The sequence below is a fragment of the Parasedimentitalea marina genome, from assembly GCF_004006175.1.
Taxonomy (GTDB): domain Bacteria; phylum Pseudomonadota; class Alphaproteobacteria; order Rhodobacterales; family Rhodobacteraceae; genus Parasedimentitalea; species Parasedimentitalea marina.
Window position 1 is genome coordinate 1118402 of sequence record NZ_CP033219.1, and the last position, 17045, is coordinate 1135446.

16 protein-coding genes are annotated in these 17045 nt (G+C 58.1%); 4 read left to right on the top strand and 12 right to left on the bottom strand.

Going from position 1 to position 17045, the window contains the following annotated elements; all coding sequences use genetic code 11:
* Positions 1 to 537: 537 nt before the first annotated feature.
* Entirely contained in the window at positions 538 to 1305 is a 768-nt protein-coding gene (locus EBB79_RS05425) for a DUF6502 family protein (protein WP_127747954.1), read from the bottom strand.
* Between the two features lie 39 nt (positions 1306 to 1344).
* On the opposite strand from EBB79_RS05425, the gene EBB79_RS05430 reads away from it, so the two are divergent.
* Positions 1345 to 1950: a hypothetical protein gene (locus EBB79_RS05430; RefSeq protein ID WP_127747955.1), complete on the top strand. Its 606-nt coding sequence runs from the start codon at positions 1345 to 1347 to the stop codon at positions 1948 to 1950.
* Positions 1951 to 2107: 157 nt separating this feature from the next.
* Here the strand turns inward: EBB79_RS05430 and EBB79_RS05435 are convergent, their stop codons facing one another.
* The 4 genes from EBB79_RS05435 to metG all read right to left on the bottom strand — a co-directional run bounded on the left by EBB79_RS05435 (position 2108) and on the right by metG (position 6181).
* Positions 2108 to 3376 carry an imelysin family protein gene (locus tag EBB79_RS05435; protein ID WP_127747956.1) on the bottom strand — a complete coding sequence of 423 codons (1269 nt, stop codon included), beginning with the start codon at positions 3374 to 3376 and terminating at the stop codon, positions 2108 to 2110.
* A 27-nt stretch (positions 3377 to 3403) separates the two neighbouring features.
* On the bottom strand, positions 3404 to 3880 hold the full coding sequence (locus tag EBB79_RS05440; RefSeq protein WP_127747957.1) for a hypothetical protein: 477 nt from the start codon (positions 3878 to 3880) through the stop codon (positions 3404 to 3406).
* The gene (gene hemP / locus EBB79_RS05445) at positions 3877 to 4035 is read right to left on the bottom strand and encodes a hemin uptake protein HemP (RefSeq protein ID WP_338045801.1); all 159 of its coding nucleotides are present in this window, start codon (positions 4033 to 4035) and stop codon (positions 3877 to 3879) included. The genes EBB79_RS05440 and hemP overlap by 4 nt, the downstream gene beginning before the upstream one ends.
* Before the next feature lie 427 nt (positions 4036 to 4462).
* Positions 4463 to 6181: a methionine--tRNA ligase gene (gene metG / locus EBB79_RS05450; RefSeq protein WP_127747959.1), complete on the bottom strand. Its 1719-nt coding sequence runs from the start codon at positions 6179 to 6181 to the stop codon at positions 4463 to 4465.
* Between the two features lie 200 nt (positions 6182 to 6381).
* On the opposite strand from metG, the gene EBB79_RS05455 reads away from it, so the two are divergent.
* Together EBB79_RS05455 and EBB79_RS05460 are read left to right on the top strand one after the other, a co-directional pair.
* Positions 6382 to 7158, top strand: a complete 777-nt coding sequence (locus EBB79_RS05455; protein WP_238705003.1) for an OB-fold-containig protein — start codon at positions 6382 to 6384, stop codon at positions 7156 to 7158.
* Between the two features lie 34 nt (positions 7159 to 7192).
* Positions 7193 to 8884, top strand: coding sequence for a flotillin family protein (locus EBB79_RS05460; RefSeq protein WP_127747960.1), 1692 nt, complete (start codon positions 7193 to 7195; stop codon positions 8882 to 8884).
* A gap of 129 nt (positions 8885 to 9013) precedes the next feature.
* Here the strand turns inward: EBB79_RS05460 and EBB79_RS05465 are convergent, their stop codons facing one another.
* The 6 genes from EBB79_RS05465 to EBB79_RS05490 all read right to left on the bottom strand — a co-directional run bounded on the left by EBB79_RS05465 (position 9014) and on the right by EBB79_RS05490 (position 14560).
* A complete protein-coding gene (locus tag EBB79_RS05465; protein WP_127747961.1) occupies positions 9014 to 10681 on the bottom strand; it encodes an SDR family oxidoreductase in 1668 nt (555 codons plus the stop codon).
* A complete protein-coding gene (locus EBB79_RS05470; protein WP_127747962.1) occupies positions 10678 to 11136 on the bottom strand; it encodes a thiol-disulfide oxidoreductase DCC family protein in 459 nt (152 codons plus the stop codon). Before EBB79_RS05470 ends, EBB79_RS05465 begins: the two co-directional genes overlap by 4 nt.
* 79 nt (positions 11137 to 11215) lie before the next feature.
* A complete protein-coding gene (locus tag EBB79_RS05475) occupies positions 11216 to 12439 on the bottom strand; it encodes an MFS transporter (RefSeq protein WP_127747963.1) in 1224 nt (407 codons plus the stop codon).
* 81 nt (positions 12440 to 12520) lie between these two features.
* Positions 12521 to 13051 (bottom strand): YceI family protein, encoded by a 531-nt coding sequence (locus EBB79_RS05480; protein WP_338045792.1) that lies wholly within the window; start codon positions 13049 to 13051, stop codon positions 12521 to 12523.
* Between the two features lie 417 nt (positions 13052 to 13468).
* Positions 13469 to 14095 carry an ImuA family protein gene (locus EBB79_RS05485; protein WP_177627778.1) on the bottom strand — a complete coding sequence of 209 codons (627 nt, stop codon included), beginning with the start codon at positions 14093 to 14095 and terminating at the stop codon, positions 13469 to 13471.
* A gap of 63 nt (positions 14096 to 14158) precedes the next feature.
* On the bottom strand, positions 14159 to 14560 hold the full coding sequence (locus EBB79_RS05490) for a rhodanese-like domain-containing protein (RefSeq protein ID WP_127747965.1): 402 nt from the start codon (positions 14558 to 14560) through the stop codon (positions 14159 to 14161).
* A gap of 144 nt (positions 14561 to 14704) precedes the next feature.
* Between EBB79_RS05490 and EBB79_RS05495 the strand changes: the two genes are divergently transcribed.
* Positions 14705 to 15748 (top strand): aldo/keto reductase, encoded by a 1044-nt coding sequence (locus EBB79_RS05495; RefSeq protein WP_127747966.1) that lies wholly within the window; start codon positions 14705 to 14707, stop codon positions 15746 to 15748.
* A gap of 302 nt (positions 15749 to 16050) precedes the next feature.
* Here the strand turns inward: EBB79_RS05495 and EBB79_RS05500 are convergent, their stop codons facing one another.
* Positions 16051 to 17034 (bottom strand): GlxA family transcriptional regulator, encoded by a 984-nt coding sequence (locus tag EBB79_RS05500; protein ID WP_127747967.1) that lies wholly within the window; start codon positions 17032 to 17034, stop codon positions 16051 to 16053.
* Between the last annotated feature and the right edge of the window lie 11 nt (positions 17035 to 17045).

Genomic DNA, 17045 nt, shown 5'->3' on the forward strand with positions numbered 1-17045 from the left:
ATTGGATAACCCGCTGCGCAGATTTGCCAGCTGAGCAGGTACCCTGAGGTTAGTCTTGGCGCGCATTGTGCCGAGGAAGAGCGGCCTACATCCGCCATCATCCGCTGTTTTGCCAAAGGGGTGGTGGACCTTTCCAGGGGTGATGATGGCGTCGGGATCCGCGCTGCGCATCCAATCCACCGCAGCGTGAATATCGTGATCTGAGATCCGAGTGCAGTGGCAAACGATCATTGTTCTAGTCCTGCCGAATGAGTGTCGTGCATCATTTGATTTTGTATTCCGACAAAAATACTCGGAATACAAGTATTATTCTTAGTTATATTGTCAGGATTGTCGGCGGGAAAATTTCTAAAATGTGTAAGTCTGCCTAAATATGTCTTGGTGGATCGGGTTTTAGGTCGTAACCCGCTAGCGCAATTGTTTCGCTCTTACACTCACCTGTTCCTCCAATGCCGCCATCCGGCTGGCGATCTGGGCAAGGGGAGACGCTGGCGCATGCGGCAAGCCCAAGAAGCAATATAAGCACAAAAACAGTTCTCATTCTTCAACCTCTAACCTGAAATAACCACCCCCGCGGAAGCGAGCAGGTCCATTTTCATTCTCTTGAAATTCAAGCGCACGGGCATTCAATTCTCGCAAAACCGGTCCCATTCGTATGCGCCATAACTCCTCGAGCTCTTTGACGGCTTCGACACTTAGTCCGTTGTAGTGGACGGCCAAATCATAGGCGGGTGTGTCCCCCAGAACATTTCCAACAGCAGTTGCAAGGTGATCGCCGATATTTTCCCCCAGGTAGCGAATTTGTTCATCTGAACCTTCGAGAGGTACGTGGGCTTTTTTTAGCAAATTTACTTCACCGGCGTAGACCGACACGGTTCCCGCTGCGATCAGGGCGTCTAGCATTGATCTTGGGTGAACATCTTTGCGTATTGATCTGGCGAGGGCGTCAAAAGACGCATCCGGGCCGTGTTGTGGGAGCGGTGCGCCATCGAATTGAGCAAGCCAACGCGCCACCAAGCGTGGTAGTTGGTCTGGTGTTTTTGGTTCCGCAGAGACTTGAGATTCTAGCAGGCGTGTCACATCCCGTCGCTGAAGCCCTGTCATCATGCTGAGCTTGCTGACATTGGCATCTGGTCCGGCCAGATCTCTGGCAACATCAATGTACGATCGACGTAGACTCTCTGCCACCTCGGCAAAGCGCAACCCCTTGGCAATCGCAAGGCGGGCAACTGGGCGGAACAAGCGATCAAGAATATTCTCCATAAATGTGTTGATTGCACATTTTTTGTAGACGGGAAAGTCCAAATGTGACATGTGCACATTGCACATTTATCGGAGATCACTATGTTACGGACAATAATACTAACAACAGCACTGTTTATTGCTGCCTGTTCACCAGAGGTTCAAAGTACCTCGGGGCGTGCCTATCTTGCGGAAAGTGGCATTGTCGATCCGGAGGTGGCAAAATTTGCTGCATATGAGCCGGATCTGAGTTTCCCAGCTCGAACGGGGGTGGTTCGCTTGGTCTATGGAGATCTGACAAACATGCCCGATAACGAGAGGGCCTTGTACACTGAAGGCTTAACTGACGCGCTTGGTAGCGTTGTGCATCTTGGACCTTTAGAGGCAAATATGTTGGAGATCCGACGCTACGGGATGAACCAATTGAAAATCCGTCAGCTAGCGGCGTCCCGTCATTTGGACTACGTGTTGGTGGTATCTTATGATCCAGGGAGCAACACCGCCGAGGCGCTTTTTTTGGATGTAGGAAATGGATATCCCTACGCCAGTATCGAGACGGTAGTGCCAGGGCGTGGCAAGAGGAATTTCTGGGGCGGGGAGGTTGGAAAACCAAATCGCTTGAACAGAGCGACGCTCAAGTTGGCCAAGCATTTGAAACCGAAACTTGAAACCATGGTGGAAGAACTTGTGAAGCAGGCTAGCACGTGAGCACAGTAGTGGGCGCAGACTATGCAAATTGATAAGGGTCGCGAGAGATATCGCGACCCTTTGAGGCTGTTCGGAAAAGTCTTTTTTGTGGGAAAATCCATTGGTTATTGAACAGCCCCATAGACCTGCCCGGAAAAGCAGGTCCATCCTGGGAGGCTTAGTTGAAAACCGCCGATGGGTTGTCCAGCGAGTCGGAGCCTTCGAACTCGATACCGTCCAGTTTCAAAGTGGAGACAACACGTTCGATTGACTTGGTTTGGTCAACCAAACCGTTGATGCCATCCATGATCAGCGCTTGGCCTTTGGCGTTGCCTTGCTCCAGCATCTGATCGTACGAGAAGCCACCATCAGCCGCAGCTTTCATGGCGCCCAAAGCGTCCATGGTGGTGGTGAGCTTGGTGCGCATTTCGGCGTCCAGGTCCTTGTTTACAGCCATAACCAGATCGGACAGCGATGCACCCGAGACAACCTCGCCGTTCACGCGGGTGTATTCGCCCAAGTAAACGTTCTGCACCCCTTTGCCGTCATAGTAGTGGCTGTTGTGGGTGTTGTCCGAGAAGCAATCATGCTCTTCTTCGGGGTCGTTCAGCATCAGGCCCAGACGCATACGCTCACCCGCTTGTTCGCCATAAGACAGCGAGCCCATGCCGGTCAGCATGGCCGAAATGCCAGCATTTTCGTCTGCCAGCAGAATGGTGCGGGCTTGACCATCGATAGCCCACTGGGCGGCGATCCAATCCAGATCAGAAATCAGCAGCTCGGTTGCCGCCTTCAGATAAGCGCCACGACGGTCACAGTTGCCGTTGGTGCAGTCAGCGCCGATGGCATAGTCGGTGAAGGGGCGGTTGCCCGCGCCGTGGTTGGTGCCGTTCAGGTCTTGGCCCCAAAGCAGGAATTCGATGGCGTGGTATCCGGTTGCGACGTTGGCCTCGACACCGTCAGCCTCGTGCAGTTCACTTTCGAGCAGGGCTGGAGTGATGTCGGAGGCGTCGATGGTTTTGCCGGACAGTTCAAACGAGGGGTTGGCCACGACGTTCAGAACCGCCAGGGCGTTTTCGTCCGATGGTCCGCCATATGAGGTGCTGACATAATCGATCAGGCCTTCATCCAGCGGCCAGGCGTTTACTTTGCCTTCCCAGTCATCAACGATGGCATTGCCAAAGCGGAACACTTCGGACTGCTGATATGGCACGCGCGCGGCCAGCCATGCGGAGCGGGCCGCGTCCAGGGTTTCGGCTGAAGGAGAGGCCAGCAGGGTCTCGACGGCGGATTGCAGGTCCATGGCCGTGGTCAGGCTGTCCTGGTATTTGGCTTCAGCGATATTGGAGTAATTGGTCAGTACTGCGGCTGTGTCGGCGGCGATAACAGACGTGGATCCGGCAGCCAAAACCGTCAAGGCAGTGCCGGCAAGTGTCAGTGTTTTCATCAAAATGAGTCCTTGGTGGGTGCTGCATTAGTGCAGTGTGTTTAAAACGGGGCTCTGGACCGCGCTGGGCGGCACTGAGGTGGTCATCTGCCGAAGCAAATGGCCAAATTGCGATGCCAGCGGCAGCAATTCGCGTGCTCTGGACGGGCGCACGATCAGCGAGGCAAACATCAGAGTGTCCTCGATCTGGCCATCCGCGGCGGCGGCGATCATATTGGCGAAACAGTTTTCATCCGCACCCAGGCAGGAACAGGTCATGCCGTGACGGACCAGCGGGCGGCGCCCGTGTTGAACGCAGAGCATGCAAAGTTTGCCAAAGGTTTCGATGGCGATGTCTGAAAGATCTGGTCCCAACGCCTTGGTCACATCATCACGCATTTCCAGACGGGTTTCGGGAGTGGTAAACCACTGACGCAGGTGACGCACAGCGGTCGCTTCAACGGAGGTCAGTTCGGAGAGAACGCCAACGGTGGCGCCTCCACGGGCCTGTGTAACTTGGTTCATTTCGTCAGGATCAGTTTTCCGGCGCGGGTGATGCGCAGGCAGTAGATCTGGCCGTTCAACAGAATCCGGGCCTGGATGCCACCGCGTGTCAGATCCTCGGCGTGGTACGTTGGGAATACTTCGGTAGTGGGAGCCGCCACTTCGGATACGTGCATATTCATGTTGGTCGCCCTGTGTTGAGATCGGCCCGGTCCTGGATCCAGTCCAGACAAAAGCCAGACAGGGTTTCCGGCTCAGTTAAAACCAACGTCCAAAGCGGATCTTGCATGGGCTGGATCGGCGCTGATGGCTGGGGTTTCTGCCCGGAAAAAATACTGTGCGGCATGGTACGATCTAATGTGTTTGTTGCTGTGTGGGCTGACCTGAAAATACACAGGCTGGCTGGATTGGGACTAACCTGATTTATTTACTCAGGTATGTCAACCTGAGTTTTTTACTCAGATATAAACTTCTTAAAAAATTCCATGGCACTCGCGTGCAACGGCGGGTTTGCCGTCCCGCAGTTACGGATTGATTGGACACAAAAAAACGCGCCCAAATAGGGGCGCGTTTGCGTAGTCATGGTGGGATGGGCGATGCCGTTTAGTCGCGAACCCCAGAGAACCGCTGTCGCCAGTCCTCGACCTGATCGTCGGTGATTTTGGCAAACAGAACCTCGGGCACTGCAAAATCGTGGCCAGCGGGCAGCGCGTCCAGCGCGGCGGCTACATCGTCCGGCCAGCGGGTGTCCAGCGTGTTCATCGCACTCAGCATACTGGCGGCAGCGGTGGGAATGAAGGGGGCACTCAGCACTGCATAAAGGCGGATCAGGTTCAGACCCATGCGGACCTGCGTCGCGGCTTTCTCCGGGTCGGTTTTGAAGGTCGACCAGGGTGCGGCGCTTTGTAGATATTCGTTGCCGGCCACCCAGATCGCGCGCAGCTCCTGCGCCGATTTGCGGACCTCGATGGCCTCCATCTGGGTCTCATAAGCGCGGATGCGGGTGGTCAGTTCAGCGATCAGCGCCAGTTCTTGTTCACCATATGCGCCGCCCTCGGGCACCACTTCGCCAAACTTGGCGCGGCAGAATTTGGTGATGCGGCTGACAAAGTTGCCCAGTACGTCGGCCAGATCCTTGTTTGTCGATTGCTGGAAATTTTCCCAGGTGAATTCCGAATCCGAGCTTTCGGGGGCGTGTGACAGCAACCACCAGCGCCAGTAGTCGGCCGGCAGGATCTCCAGTGCCTGATCCATGAAGACGCCGCGCCCCTGCGAGGTCGAGAACTGGCCGCCGTCATAATTCAGGTAGTTGAACGATTTCAGGTGGTCCACAAGTTTCCATGGCTCGCCCGAGCCCAGAATGGTCGCCGGAAAGGACAGGGTGTGGAAGGGCACGTTGTCCTTGCCCATGAACTGCACATATTTGACGTCGTCCGCGCCCTTGTCGGTGCGCCACCAGCGCTGCCAGTCGGTGTCAGCCTTGCCATTGGCCTCGGCCCACTCGCCTGCGCAGGCGATGTATTCGATAGGGGCATCAAACCAAACATAGAACACCTTGCCGTCCATGCCGGGCCAGTCCTGATCACCTTTTTTGACCGAAATGCCCCAGTCCAGATCGCGGGTGATGCCCCGGTCACGCAGCCCGTCACCGTCATGCAGCCATTTCTTGGCAATCGAGGTGGTCAGCACTGGCCAGTCATGTTTCGAATTGATCCAATCGTCCAGCTGGTCCTTCAGGGTGGATTGGCACAGGTACAGATGTTTGGTCTCGCGCACCTCAAGGTCGATCGATCCCGACACGGCAGAGCGTGGGTCGATCAGGTCGGTGGGGTCCAGCTGCTTGGTGCATTCCTCGCATTGGTCGCCGCGCGCCTTGTCGTAGCCGCAGTTGGGGCAGGTGCCCTCGATATAGCGGTCCGGCAGAAAACGGCCATCGGCGTTAGAGTAGACCTGCTTTTCGACCACTTCGCGGATCAGGCCGTTTTCGGCCAGTTTGCCTGCGAAATGCTGGGTCAGCTTGTGGTTCTGCGGGCTGCTTGAGCGGCCAAAATGGTCAAAGCTAAGGCCAAACCCCTTGGCGATACCGGCCTGAACCTGGTGCATCTCGGCGCAGAATTCATCGACTGGTTTGTCTGCCTTGGCGGCAGCCAGCTCGGCCGGGGTGCCGTGTTCGTCGGTGGCGCAGAGAAACATCACTTCATTGCCACGGCCACGATGGTAGCGGGCATATAAATCGGCTGGCAGCTGACTGCCCACCAGATTGCCCAGATGTTTGATCCCGTTGATATAAGGGATCGCCGAGGTAATGAGAATTCGTGCCATATCAGGTTTCCGCCTAGCTGTCTGACAGCCCGTTTAGCGCAACTCTGCCCGGTAAGAAATCCCCCTGCGCCGGGTTCCCAGAGATTCCCCTTGTTTTCACAGCTGACGGCGGGCCTTTGGTCGTGTATGTCATTGGAAGTAAGGGAGCGTATTTTGACATGTGGTCGGGGATTTTTTTCCTAACCTCTTGAAAACAGTACATGCGGCTCCCATTTCTACTGTATACCTTTGCATACCAACTGATTGGCGGCCCATATATGTTTGACTTCCTGCTCGGAGGTGCATTTGCACCTTTTTCCTTTGCTCTGGCGCTTTTGTTCGGCCTGATGGGGCTTGAACTGGTGGCCTTGTTGCTGGGCGGCAGTTTCATGACGGGTGACAGTGATGCTGGTCTTGATATCGGTGATGCGCCTGATCTGGGTGATTTTAATCTGAACCTTGATGCCGAAGGGGCCTTGGTGGATCCCGCCGACCTCGAACTGGCTGAATTTGATGCCGAGACCGGTGTCGAGGTCAGTGGGGGGCTGGCCAGTTGGCTGGGTCTTGGCAAAATGCCGACATTGATCTGGCTGGCGGCGCTGTTGATGGGCTTTGGCCTGAGTGGCCTGGGCCTGCAAATTGCCCTGCAAGAGCTGTTCGGCCTAACGGCCCCGGCCTTACTGGCGGCTGTACCTGCGGGGGCCTTTGGCCTGTGGTTTGCGCGTGGCTTTGGTGGGGTCTTTGCCCGGCTGTTGCCGCAGACCGAAACCGAGGTCTCGTCGATGGATCAATTGGGCCGTCGCCGTGGTATCATAACCCAGGGCACTGCCGCGCGTGGTCGCCCGGCTGAGGTGCGGGTCATCGACCGGTTCGGCAATGCGCATCACCTGCGGGCTGAACCCCTGCGCGATGATGAAACCCTGACACAGGGAACAGAGGTCATGGTGCTGCGCGATCGTCGCAGCGGCACTTATGTTTTGATCGGTCTGTCCGACTGATCGTTTTTTGAAACCTATTTTTTGGAGGTAACTCATGCAGTTTGAGTTTATGTTGATTTCCGTCGCCAGTTTTCTGGTTTTTTTGATCCTATTAGGTTTGGTTATGGGCCGCCTTTATCGGCGTTCTACCCGCGAGGTGAGTCTGGTTAAAACCGGGGCCGGCGGAAAACGGGTGATCATGGATGGCGGTACCATTGTGGTGCCATTGCTGCACGAGGTCAGCCCGGTCAATATGAAAACCCTGCGCCTTGAGGTGCAGCGCAACGGTGACGCGGCGCTGATCACACAAGACCGGATGCGGGTTGATGTGGGCGTCGAATTCTATGTCTCGGTCAACGCCACTGAAGAGGGCATCGCCCGTGCCGCTCAAACGCTTGGCGACCGCACCTTTGATGTGAACCAATTGCGGGAGTTGATCGAGGGTAAGTTGATTGATGGCCTGCGGGCGGTGGCAGCGCAGATGACCATGGACGGGCTGCATGAAATGCGCGCCGACTTTGTGCAAGAGGTGCAGAATGCGGTGTCCGAGGACCTGTTGAAGAACGGCTTGTCCTTAGAATCGGTCTCGCTGACCGCGCTGGATCAGACCCCGTTTGAGGCTTTGGATGAAAACAACGCCTTTAACGCGGTGGGCATGCGCAAGCTGGCCGAAGTGATCGCTAAGTCAAAGAAAGAACGCGCCCAGATTGAGGCCGAAGCGCAGGTGGCGGTGCGCCGCGCCCATATGGAGGCCGAGCGCGAGCGTCTGGGGATTGAGCAGGATGAAATGCAGGCCGGGATCGAACAGGTCCAGCAGGTGGAATTGTTGCGGGCGGCGCAAGAAGCCGAGATTGCCAAACACAATGAAAGTTCTGAGCAATCAAAAGAGCATGCGCGTATTGCACGTGAAGAATCCATTCGCTCGGCTGATATTGAGCGCGAACGTAAAATTCGTGAGGCTGAGATCAGCAAAGAGCGTGAGCTGGAGGTGGCCGAGCAGGAACGCCAGATTATTGTTGCTCAGAAATCTGAGGAAGAAAGCCGGGCGCGGGCCTCGGCGGATCTGGCCCGGGCCGAAGCCACAAAGGCAACCGAGTCGGTGACCACCGCCCGTGAAGTCGCCGAAGCCGAGCGCCAGAAGCAGATTGTGCTGATCGAGGCCACCCAGGAGGCCGAACGTCAGGCCACCGCTATTCGGTTGTCAGCGCTGGCTGAAAAGGACGCAGCAGCGGACCGGGCAGATGCCCGCCGCGAGGAAGCCCAGGCCGAAGCCGATGCGCTGAACATTCGCGCTGAGGCTAAAAAGAACGACATGCTGGCCGAAGCCGAAGGTAAGCGCGCAATCGTCGAAGCCGACAATGTGCTGTCCGTGGATCAGATCCGCATGCGGGTTGACATGGCGCGGATCGAAGCGATGCCAGGAATCATTGCTGAAATGGTCAAACCGGCCGAGAAGATCGACTCGATCAAGATCCATCAGGTCAGCGGCATTGGCGGCAACGGCGCAGGCGCCTCGGGTGGGGCCGGCGGAGGTGACAGTGAAAAGCCAGTGGTCAATCAGGCGCTCGACTCGATCATGGGCATGGCAGTGCAGATGCCAGCCCTGAAGAAGCTGGGCGAAGAACTGGGTCTGTCCATGGAGAACGGTGTCAGCGGTCTTGCCAATGGCGCTTTGTCAGCGCCGTCCAAGGCAAGTGAGACAGATGAGACCGGACCCGAGGACGCATCGGACGTCACAGTGAACTAAGGGTTCAGGTTTGAGTTTTTGGTCAGGGCCGGATTCTGTTCGGCCCTGAGATTGTCCTGCCTGATCCACTATATATTTCGGCGAAGAACGCTGGGCCGGTTGGCTGCTATCGCTTATACGCGCATCGGGCTACGGCTGTGGGCTGAGTGTCAGCACCCCTTGATAGGCGGCAATCAAGCCAATCAACGGGGCTGAAATTTCGACATCAAAGTGGAATTTCCCGTCCTTTTGCATCTCATAGCTTTTGCCCGCCGGTAAGAACATGTTGGGCAATGGTATGCCCAGCAGCGACCATCGGCGCGGGATCAGGAATAATTTGTCGTCCTCTAGCACCAAGGCAAGTGCCACGTCGATAGGGCCGAACCGCTCGACCAACAGCTGGGCGTTGCGGCCGGTGCCTGGGAACTGGAGCGAAGAAAAGGATTTGGTGCCAAAGGTACGTGTCCATCTCTCGCCGCCCTTATGCGGATCGAACTGGACTTTGACCGGACAGTGATCGGTCTCTTTTGGCAAACCAATGAGTTTCCCCAGTGCTTTGGACAGTATGCCGGTGCCGCGTTGCACAGTGGCCGTCCCCGCCCATGTGCGCGCTGCTGTGTCGTCGTGAAGGGCCTGAACCTGCGGTGGCAGCCTGTCAAAAGCGCCTGCAAGGACCTGCCGGTACAGGGGCGCAGTGGTCTTTGGCGGGTCGCGAAATCCCATAAATATGGTCCGCTTGTCAAATTGCGCCTGATAGTCAGCAAGCGTCAGGGCCTGCGTTGCCGGACGGGCGCCCTGTTCGGGGGGCTCGGCGTTCAGATGTTTCCGGACAATGGTCTCAATGGCCATCGACGGTATATAGGGGCCATCATCGCCTTCGGCCAAAAGGTGCCAGGAGCGTTCAGTGGTCACCCCATCGCGCTGCCCGGTCACATGGACAAACATTCCGCCACGGTGTTCGCCAAACCTCATAAGGTTCAGGACCTTATAGAACAACGGGGCCAGCGTGACAAAGCTGGGCAAGTTGAACGTGGCCCGGGCCCGTGCCAGCAGGTTCAACATGCGGTGCAGGATCTCGGGCACCGGCCCAGCCCCCATCCAGATCGTCTTAAGCTCGGGGAATTCAGGCGGCAGAACCTGCAATTCAGGCACATCGACCAACGAAAAGCGGATATTCTTGAGCGGCAAATGACCGGGCACGGCAATTGTATATCGCTTGCTTTCAGTCAGACCGCGCGCTGTGATATGCATGCCATCCCGGGTCAGTTTCACCGGTCCGCCGGCATAGCCGAGCACCGCGCGCATGACATTCAGACCTATCCCCGCATAGGGCGAGGGCGCAATGCCACCATGGACAGTCTCAACTGTCATGGTCTTGGAGACCTCGCGCAGGACGGCGGCGGTCAGGACCGGAAAACTGCTGACCCCCGACAGGATGAAAATACCAGCGTCTTTGGCCGCTTGATCAAATTGGGACACCCCAAACACGAATTCCGCGGCATCAGCCAAGTCCAGATAGCTGACTTTGAAGCGAAGACAGGCCGCGATGACCACATAACCCTCATCGCCATACTGCTGAAACGGCCCCGAGGCATCAATGACCAGATCGGGGCGCAGCCTGTCCATGTGCTGATCCAGTGCGCCGCGATCAAGCTGGACAGGTTGCACAGTTGCGGCCCCCTGAAAGGTATCACAAAACTGCGTTGCACGATCAAGGCTGCGACCACAGATCAGCATGTGAATTTCGGGGATGTCCGACAGCAATTCGGCCAGCCGACCGCCAAACACGCCATAGCCGCCAAGAATAAGAATTTTCACACCATCAGCCTTTTTTGTACTTCGGCATCGGGCAGGTTGCACAGATCTGCGGTGCCAAACCAGCGGTAGCGGTTTCTGGCAACACTGCGGTAGAGGATGTCGCGCAGGCTTTGCGGGATCAGCCGCAGAATGGCCAATAGCTTCCAGCCACGTCCCAATCTATGGCCAACGCGGATCAATGCATCCAGCGAAGCATAACCGCGACCCTCGGTGAGATAAAGCCAGGAGGTCGGGTCCTCGGGGTCCATGCCATAGTGGGTCATCAGGGCTCTGCCCAATTCCGATTGCAACGGCACAATTTTGAAGTCTGTGTTGCGATCATTATGGGCGATCCACTTGGCACCACGCGCACAGAGTGCGCAATGCGCGTCCATGACGCAGACCGGCCCAATGTCCGTGAATGCGGGAATTTCGTGATCATTGCGGTAAGAATACGGAGGTCTGTTTAAATACATGATCAAAGCTTATAGGCGCCACAGTCGGCAGTTCAATCGCATAACCCTATGCGTGTATCTAGTCTGACCGGTCTTCGCGTCACAATTTCTTGCGGCTGCGCTTCAGCAGGCGGCCGATGACAAACGAGGTGCGCGGCGCATAGACATATTTTGTGCGTTCTTCAGGGGTCGGCCGGGCGCGCATCCGGCTCAGGCCAAAACTAATCAATCCCAGATGACCCAGGGCGATCATCGAAAACAATGCACTTGGCCCATAGTTTTCGATCAGCGCCGAGGCCACAAACGGGCTGGCAATGGCGCCAAGGGCAAAGAAGAACATCAGGGCGGCCGACAGCTCGACCCGCTCATCTGACTTGGCGAAATCATGCGCATGGGCCGCCGAGACCGAGAAGATCGGAAAGGTGGTAAAGCCAAACAATCCCGCCGAGGTCATCACCGCAAGGGTGCCCAGACCAGCAGCGCCGATGGTGATGCCGCTGGACAGGATCGCGGCGACGGACAGCCAGATCAGCACCCAGCGGCGGTCGTATTTGTCAGCCAGCCAGCCCAGCGGGTATTGCGCCAAGGCACCGCCCAGCACAAAGGCGGCCAGAAAAAACGCGATCTGATCAATGCCCAGACCGACCTCTTGACCATAAAGCGGCCCGACCATCCGAAACGAGGCCGAGCTGAGCGCGGCGACAATCACACCGGCCACCGCCAGGGGCGAGCAGCGCCAGGCCAGTTTCGGGCGCAACCGTGGAGCGCTGGGGGTCTCGGGCTGGCTGGCGCGGGTCAGGGTTAATGGCAGCAGCGCAGCGCAGCACAAAATGGCCAGCATGTTGTACGAGACATAGGCCGCAGGTGGCAGCACCGCGATGATCAACTGGGCCGCCAGCGAAGCGCCCATGTCGACAATCCGGTAACTGCCCATGGCCCGGCCCCGATTCTCATTGGTAACCTTGGCATTCAGCCAGGCCTCGATCACGGTATAACAGCCCGCCACACAGATCCCCGATGCAATCCGCATGGCCGCCCAGGCCATTGGATTGTCGGTCAAGGTATGGCCAATCAAGCCAATGGCCCCCAGCGCGGTAAAGGCGGCAAAGGCGCGTGAATGTCCCACCGTGCCCATCAGCCGCGGCGACCACCAGCAGCCGATGAAAAATCCCAGAAAATGGGCCGAGCCCAGCAGACCGATTTGCTCTTTGCTGAACCCCAGGGTCAGCCCGGAAATGGCATCCAGTGGCCCCACACCTCCTGTGGACAGCTGCAACAGCACAACAGAAAGGAACAAGGCGGCAAAGGATATAATCAGGCGCATAGCTGCGCACCATGCCTAGTCCTGCCGCAGAGGTACATAGGTTTTCGACAGGAATGTCGCATTTGGACTTTTGGGGCCAGTTTATTTGACCGCGTTGATCCGGGCGCGAATGTCCAGGGTGACGGTATCGGCGACCAGATTGGGAAATCCCGATGCGCCAAAGTCGTTGCGGTTTAACGTGCTGCTCAAGACCACATCCAATTGGCTCAAATCATCTGCGGCGCTGCCAGGCTGCCGATACAACGCCGCCTGCAAGGTGACCGATCTGGTCACCCCCCGCAATGTCAGGTCACCAGTGACCGCTGCACCCTCCGAGATCCGGTCCAAGGTGCCCAGGGTGATGCGACGCGACACAAATCGGATGGTGGGAAACTGCGCGGTATTCAGAACGTCAGGGCCGGTCATGGCCTGGGTGACAAAAATCAACCCGGTGCGCGCACGCGCTGCAGCTACGGTGACGTCTATCCGGGATGCAGCCAGATTCTGTGCATCAATGAGGATATCCGCCCGTTCAACCGGCATCGAGCCGTTTTGTGTTATGCCATTCAGTTTGAATTTAAAACCAACATGCGATTTGTCGGAAACCAACACATAGCGAACGGGCGCCGCCACCGCCGTTGAGGGCAGGGCACAGGCGCTGGCAAGCAGGATGAGGGCGTGGCGTCGTAGGATTAGAGGTCCTCCAGACCGCTACCTTAAGGATAATGGTTTTAATATGCATCTCCTTTTCCTGCAGCGTCTTTTCCACATCAAAAAGGTGCTTGGGGCTCCGCCCGTTCGACCCGACGGCTCCGCCGGTTCAGACTTGAAACCATCCCCCGGATGGTTTCCGAGATAGCCTTCACCCCCCCAGGTCCTTTCCACGACGGGCTTGGGGCTCCGCCCGTTCGATCCTGAAATGACCCCCCAGATCATTTCCACGACGGATCTCACTTCATCTGGCCAAAAATATCCCGGGGTTTGGGGCAGAGCCCCAAGTCTGCTTACCAGGTCTGCCTGCCAAATCCGGTCCTTAATGTCGTCTGCCCCTCAAGACCGAACCGCCGTTGGTCGGTGTATCACCTCCAGTCCGGCCCGGGGGGCTGGGTGGTGCAGCTGCCAGCTGCGCGGCGGCAGGGTGCGGGCGCGCAGCCGTTGCAAAAGCCAGCGGCGCTGCTGATCCCGGTGGTCGGGGGCCAGGTGCCAGCGGCTTTCGATGCCAGCGGCCCCGCCAGTGCCCGGTGTCAACAGCAATCCCAGCGGCTGTGGCCCGTGTCGGCCGCCGCTTTGCGCTGCCAGATGCAGGCGCCGCACCGGTTTCAGGGCTGGCGGTGCGCGCAGGTCTGTCACCACCAGCGGCACCTGACCGGCGCGCAGGGCCTCCTCGGTGGCCCAAAGCAGATCATCCTGACGGGCGGTGTGCAGAAACAAAAAACGGCTGGGGCAGGCAAAATTCATCATCCCGTCGGGGTTCAGCTGATCCACTTCCCAGGCGGGAGAGATCCACAGCACCGGCCCCGCAGTGGCTGCGGCCAGCCACAGGGCAAAGCTGCGCCGGGCCGGGCCGCAGACCTCATGGGTGCGGCCATAATCCAGGGCAATCCCGTCACAGATTGAGACCTGGTGACGGTGGTGAAGGGGGCGGTGGGACGGGGGGTGGAGCGCGTGAGTCGACATGCGAGATTTTTAGCATGTTCTCTTTTTGTTCTCAATCAGCATAATGGTGTCTGCCCTGTGACGTCACCCCTCCTGAGGCACAACAGGACCGCCTTGTTTGACCCATTCGCCAAAGCCACCCTCAAGATGCATCACCGGCTTTAAGCCCATTTCCATTGCCTGCTTGGCGCTCAGGGCTGACCGCCAGGCGCTGGCGCAGTAGAATACATAGGTTTTGTCCTGATTAAATATGGGCTTGTGGTAGGGGCTGTCGGGATCGATCCAGAATTCCAACATGCCACGTGGGCAGGAAAACGCCCCCGGAATCAGCCCGCCGCGGCGCAATTCGCGGATGTCACGCAGGTCTACGAAGACATAATCGTCATCCGTGGCGAGCGCTTTGGCCTCAGCCACTGGCAGGGTGGTGACACTGTCATTGGCTTCGGCCAGCAGGGCCTTGATGCCCTTGGTGATGATCTGTGGCATGGGATGTCCTTTTGCAGTGAATGAAGACAGAGTGTTTGCGACAGGCTGGTTGATTATGCGGGTAACCTCAAGCCGCGATGTGAGTTGGTTGCGCTCATAGGCTGAATCCCTAAGGTTGCGCCCGACAGAAAAGGAATGCGCACCATGAAAATGAATCCGTTAGGCCGCACCGGACTAGAAGTTTCAGAACTGTGTCTCGGGACAATGACCTTTGGCACCCAGACCCCAGAGCAGGATGCACATGCGCAGATCGATTATGCGCTGGCAGCGGGGGTGAATTTTGTCGATACCGCCGAAATGTATCCGGTCAATCCGGTCCGCAAAGAGACCACTGGTCGTAGCGAAGAGATCATTGGCACTTGGAACGCCAAGACGGGTCGGCGGGGCGACTATATTCTGGCTACCAAACACTCGGGCGAGGGGCTGGTGCATGTGCGCGACGGTGCACCGATTTCAAGTCAAACCATCGCCGCCACAATTGAGGGCTCGTTGAAGCGGCTGCAGACGGATTACATCGATCTGTATCAGTTCCACTGGCCCAACCGCGGCAGCTACATGTTTCGCAAGAACTGGGCCTATGATCCGTCGTCGCAGAACCGCGAGGAAACGCTGGCTAATATGGTCGACTGCCTGGAGGCGCTGCAGGCCCAGGTGGACAAAGGCAATATTCGGGCCTTTGGTCTGTCCAATGAGAGCGCCTGGGGCACCGCACAATGGCTGCGCCTGGCCGAGGCGGCCGGGGCGCCCAGGGTGGCCTCGATCCAGAATGAATACTCGTTGATGTGTCGCCTGTATGACACCGATCTGGCCGAGTTGAGCGTTAACGAGGAGGTCGGGTTGCTGGCTTTTTCACCCCTGGCGGCGGGGTTGTTAAGTGGCAAGTACCAGAAAGGCGCGGTGCCTGAAGGCTCGCGCAAATCGCTGGTGCCCGGGCTGGGCGGACGGGACGGGCCGCGGACTTACGGCGCAGTGGCGGATTATCTGGATATCGCGGCTCGCCATCAGCTGGACCCGGTGCAGATGGCGCTGGCCTGGTGCGGCACGCGACCCTTTATGGCCTCGGCGATTTTCGGGGCCACCACCCAAGCACAGCTGACGCATCTTTTGGGGGCGGTGGATGTTCGGTTGAGCGATGAGGTCTTGCAAGAGATCGATCAGGCCCATCGCGCCCACCCAATGCCGTATTGAACTGTCGCGTTAAGAAGGAAAAGGAGGGGGCGCTGCCCCCTCTGGGCCTGTCGGCCCATTCACCCCCGGGATATTTTTGGCCAGATGAAGTGAGATCCGTCTTGGAAAGGACCTGGGGGGTCATTTCAGGATCGAACGGGCGGAGCCCCAAGCCAGCCTTGGAAAGGACCTGGGGGGTGAAGGCTGTCTCGGAAACCATCCGGGGGATGGTTTCAAGTCTGAACCGGCGGAGCCGTCAGGATCGAACAGGCGGAGCCCAAATCCGTCTTGAGAACGACGCCCGAATGACGAGAGCCGGGACGCTAATGCTGGACCGGCTGGCTGCTGTCCTGGCGCAGATCGCGGGCGGTGCTGCCGTGAGCGGTGCGAAAGGCGCGGGCAAAGCTTGATTGCGAGGTGAAGCCCGTGGCAATGGCCACATCCATCAGTGGCAGATTGGTGTCGGTCACCAGACGGCGGGCCTCGGCCAGACGCAGTTGCAAATAGTGGTCCTGTGGCGTCGTGTTCAGACGCAGCCGAAACTGTTGCTGCAGGCTGCGCGGGCTGGTGCCCAGATTCTCGGCGATGTGGCTGAGGGGCAGCGGTTCATCCAGCGACGATTCCATCAAGGCATTCGCCCTGGCGGTCAACGCATTGTGTTTCTGGCTGCCCAGACGGCTTTGTGGGCGGGTCGGGGCAGAGGGACCATCATAGAGGAACAGTCCGGCGACACGGGAAGCGAAGCCAATACCGTGGCGTGCGCCAATGATATGCAACATCATTTCGATCGCAGGGGTGGCCCCGCCTGAGGTCAGGCGGCCTTCGGACAGGGTAAAGCGATCCTGGCGGGTGTCGACCTCGGGGAAGCGGCTGGCGAAATTGTCCAGATCCTCCCAGTGGGTGGTGGCGGCATGGCCGTCCAGCAGACCGGCCTCGGCCAGCAGCCAGGGGCCGCCGTCGATGCCGGCGATCGTCGCACCGGTGGCGGCGATGCGGCGCAGCCCGGCCAGCAGGCTGGGGGTGGCGTGGCGGGCCAGCTGGAAACCGGCGACTACGATCAGCAACTCGCAGCCCTGCAACCGGGCCAGAGGGATGCCCGGCACTGTCAGGCCACTGGTCAGCATCGCGGGCTCGTCTGTGGCAGTGATATAATCCCAGTCAAAGGCATGTCGCCCGGCCAGCCGGTTGGCGGCGCGCATTGGGTCGACCACGGCGGCAAAGGACAGGGTGTTGCATTCGTCCAGCACCAGCACCGCTGTTTTCAGCGGTCTGTGCTCGGGCTGCAGTATGTTATTTGCGGATTTCATCAAGTACGATT

What these genes read in the sequence shown, in the direction of transcription:
- EBB79_RS05440 (WP_127747957.1), bottom strand. Translation starts at nt 3,880, where the DNA reads ATGAACCAAGTTACACAGGCCCGTGGAGGCGCCACCGTTGGCGTTCTC.
- EBB79_RS05430 (WP_127747955.1), top strand. Translation starts at nt 1,345, where the DNA reads ATGTTACGGACAATAATACTAACAACAGCACTGTTTATTGCTGCCTGT.
- EBB79_RS05490 (WP_127747965.1), bottom strand. Translation starts at nt 14,560, where the DNA reads ATGCCACAGATCATCACCAAGGGCATCAAGGCCCTGCTGGCCGAAGCC.
- EBB79_RS05485 (WP_177627778.1), bottom strand. Translation starts at nt 14,095, where the DNA reads ATGTCGACTCACGCGCTCCACCCCCCGTCCCACCGCCCCCTTCACCAC.
- EBB79_RS05475 (WP_127747963.1), bottom strand. Translation starts at nt 12,439, where the DNA reads ATGCGCCTGATTATATCCTTTGCCGCCTTGTTCCTTTCTGTTGTGCTG.
- EBB79_RS05455 (WP_238705003.1), top strand. Translation starts at nt 6,382, where the DNA reads ATGCGGCTCCCATTTCTACTGTATACCTTTGCATACCAACTGATTGGC.
- EBB79_RS05500 (WP_127747967.1), bottom strand. Translation starts at nt 17,034, where the DNA reads ATGAAATCCGCAAATAACATACTGCAGCCCGAGCACAGACCGCTGAAA.
- EBB79_RS05495 (WP_127747966.1), top strand. Translation starts at nt 14,705, where the DNA reads ATGAAAATGAATCCGTTAGGCCGCACCGGACTAGAAGTTTCAGAACTG.
- EBB79_RS05435 (WP_127747956.1), bottom strand. Translation starts at nt 3,376, where the DNA reads ATGAAAACACTGACACTTGCCGGCACTGCCTTGACGGTTTTGGCTGCC.
- metG (WP_127747959.1), bottom strand. Translation starts at nt 6,181, where the DNA reads ATGGCACGAATTCTCATTACCTCGGCGATCCCTTATATCAACGGGATC.
- EBB79_RS05460 (WP_127747960.1), top strand. Translation starts at nt 7,193, where the DNA reads ATGCAGTTTGAGTTTATGTTGATTTCCGTCGCCAGTTTTCTGGTTTTT.
- hemP (WP_338045801.1), bottom strand. Translation starts at nt 4,035, where the DNA reads ATGCACGTATCCGAAGTGGCGGCTCCCACTACCGAAGTATTCCCAACG.
- EBB79_RS05470 (WP_127747962.1), bottom strand. Translation starts at nt 11,136, where the DNA reads ATGTATTTAAACAGACCTCCGTATTCTTACCGCAATGATCACGAAATT.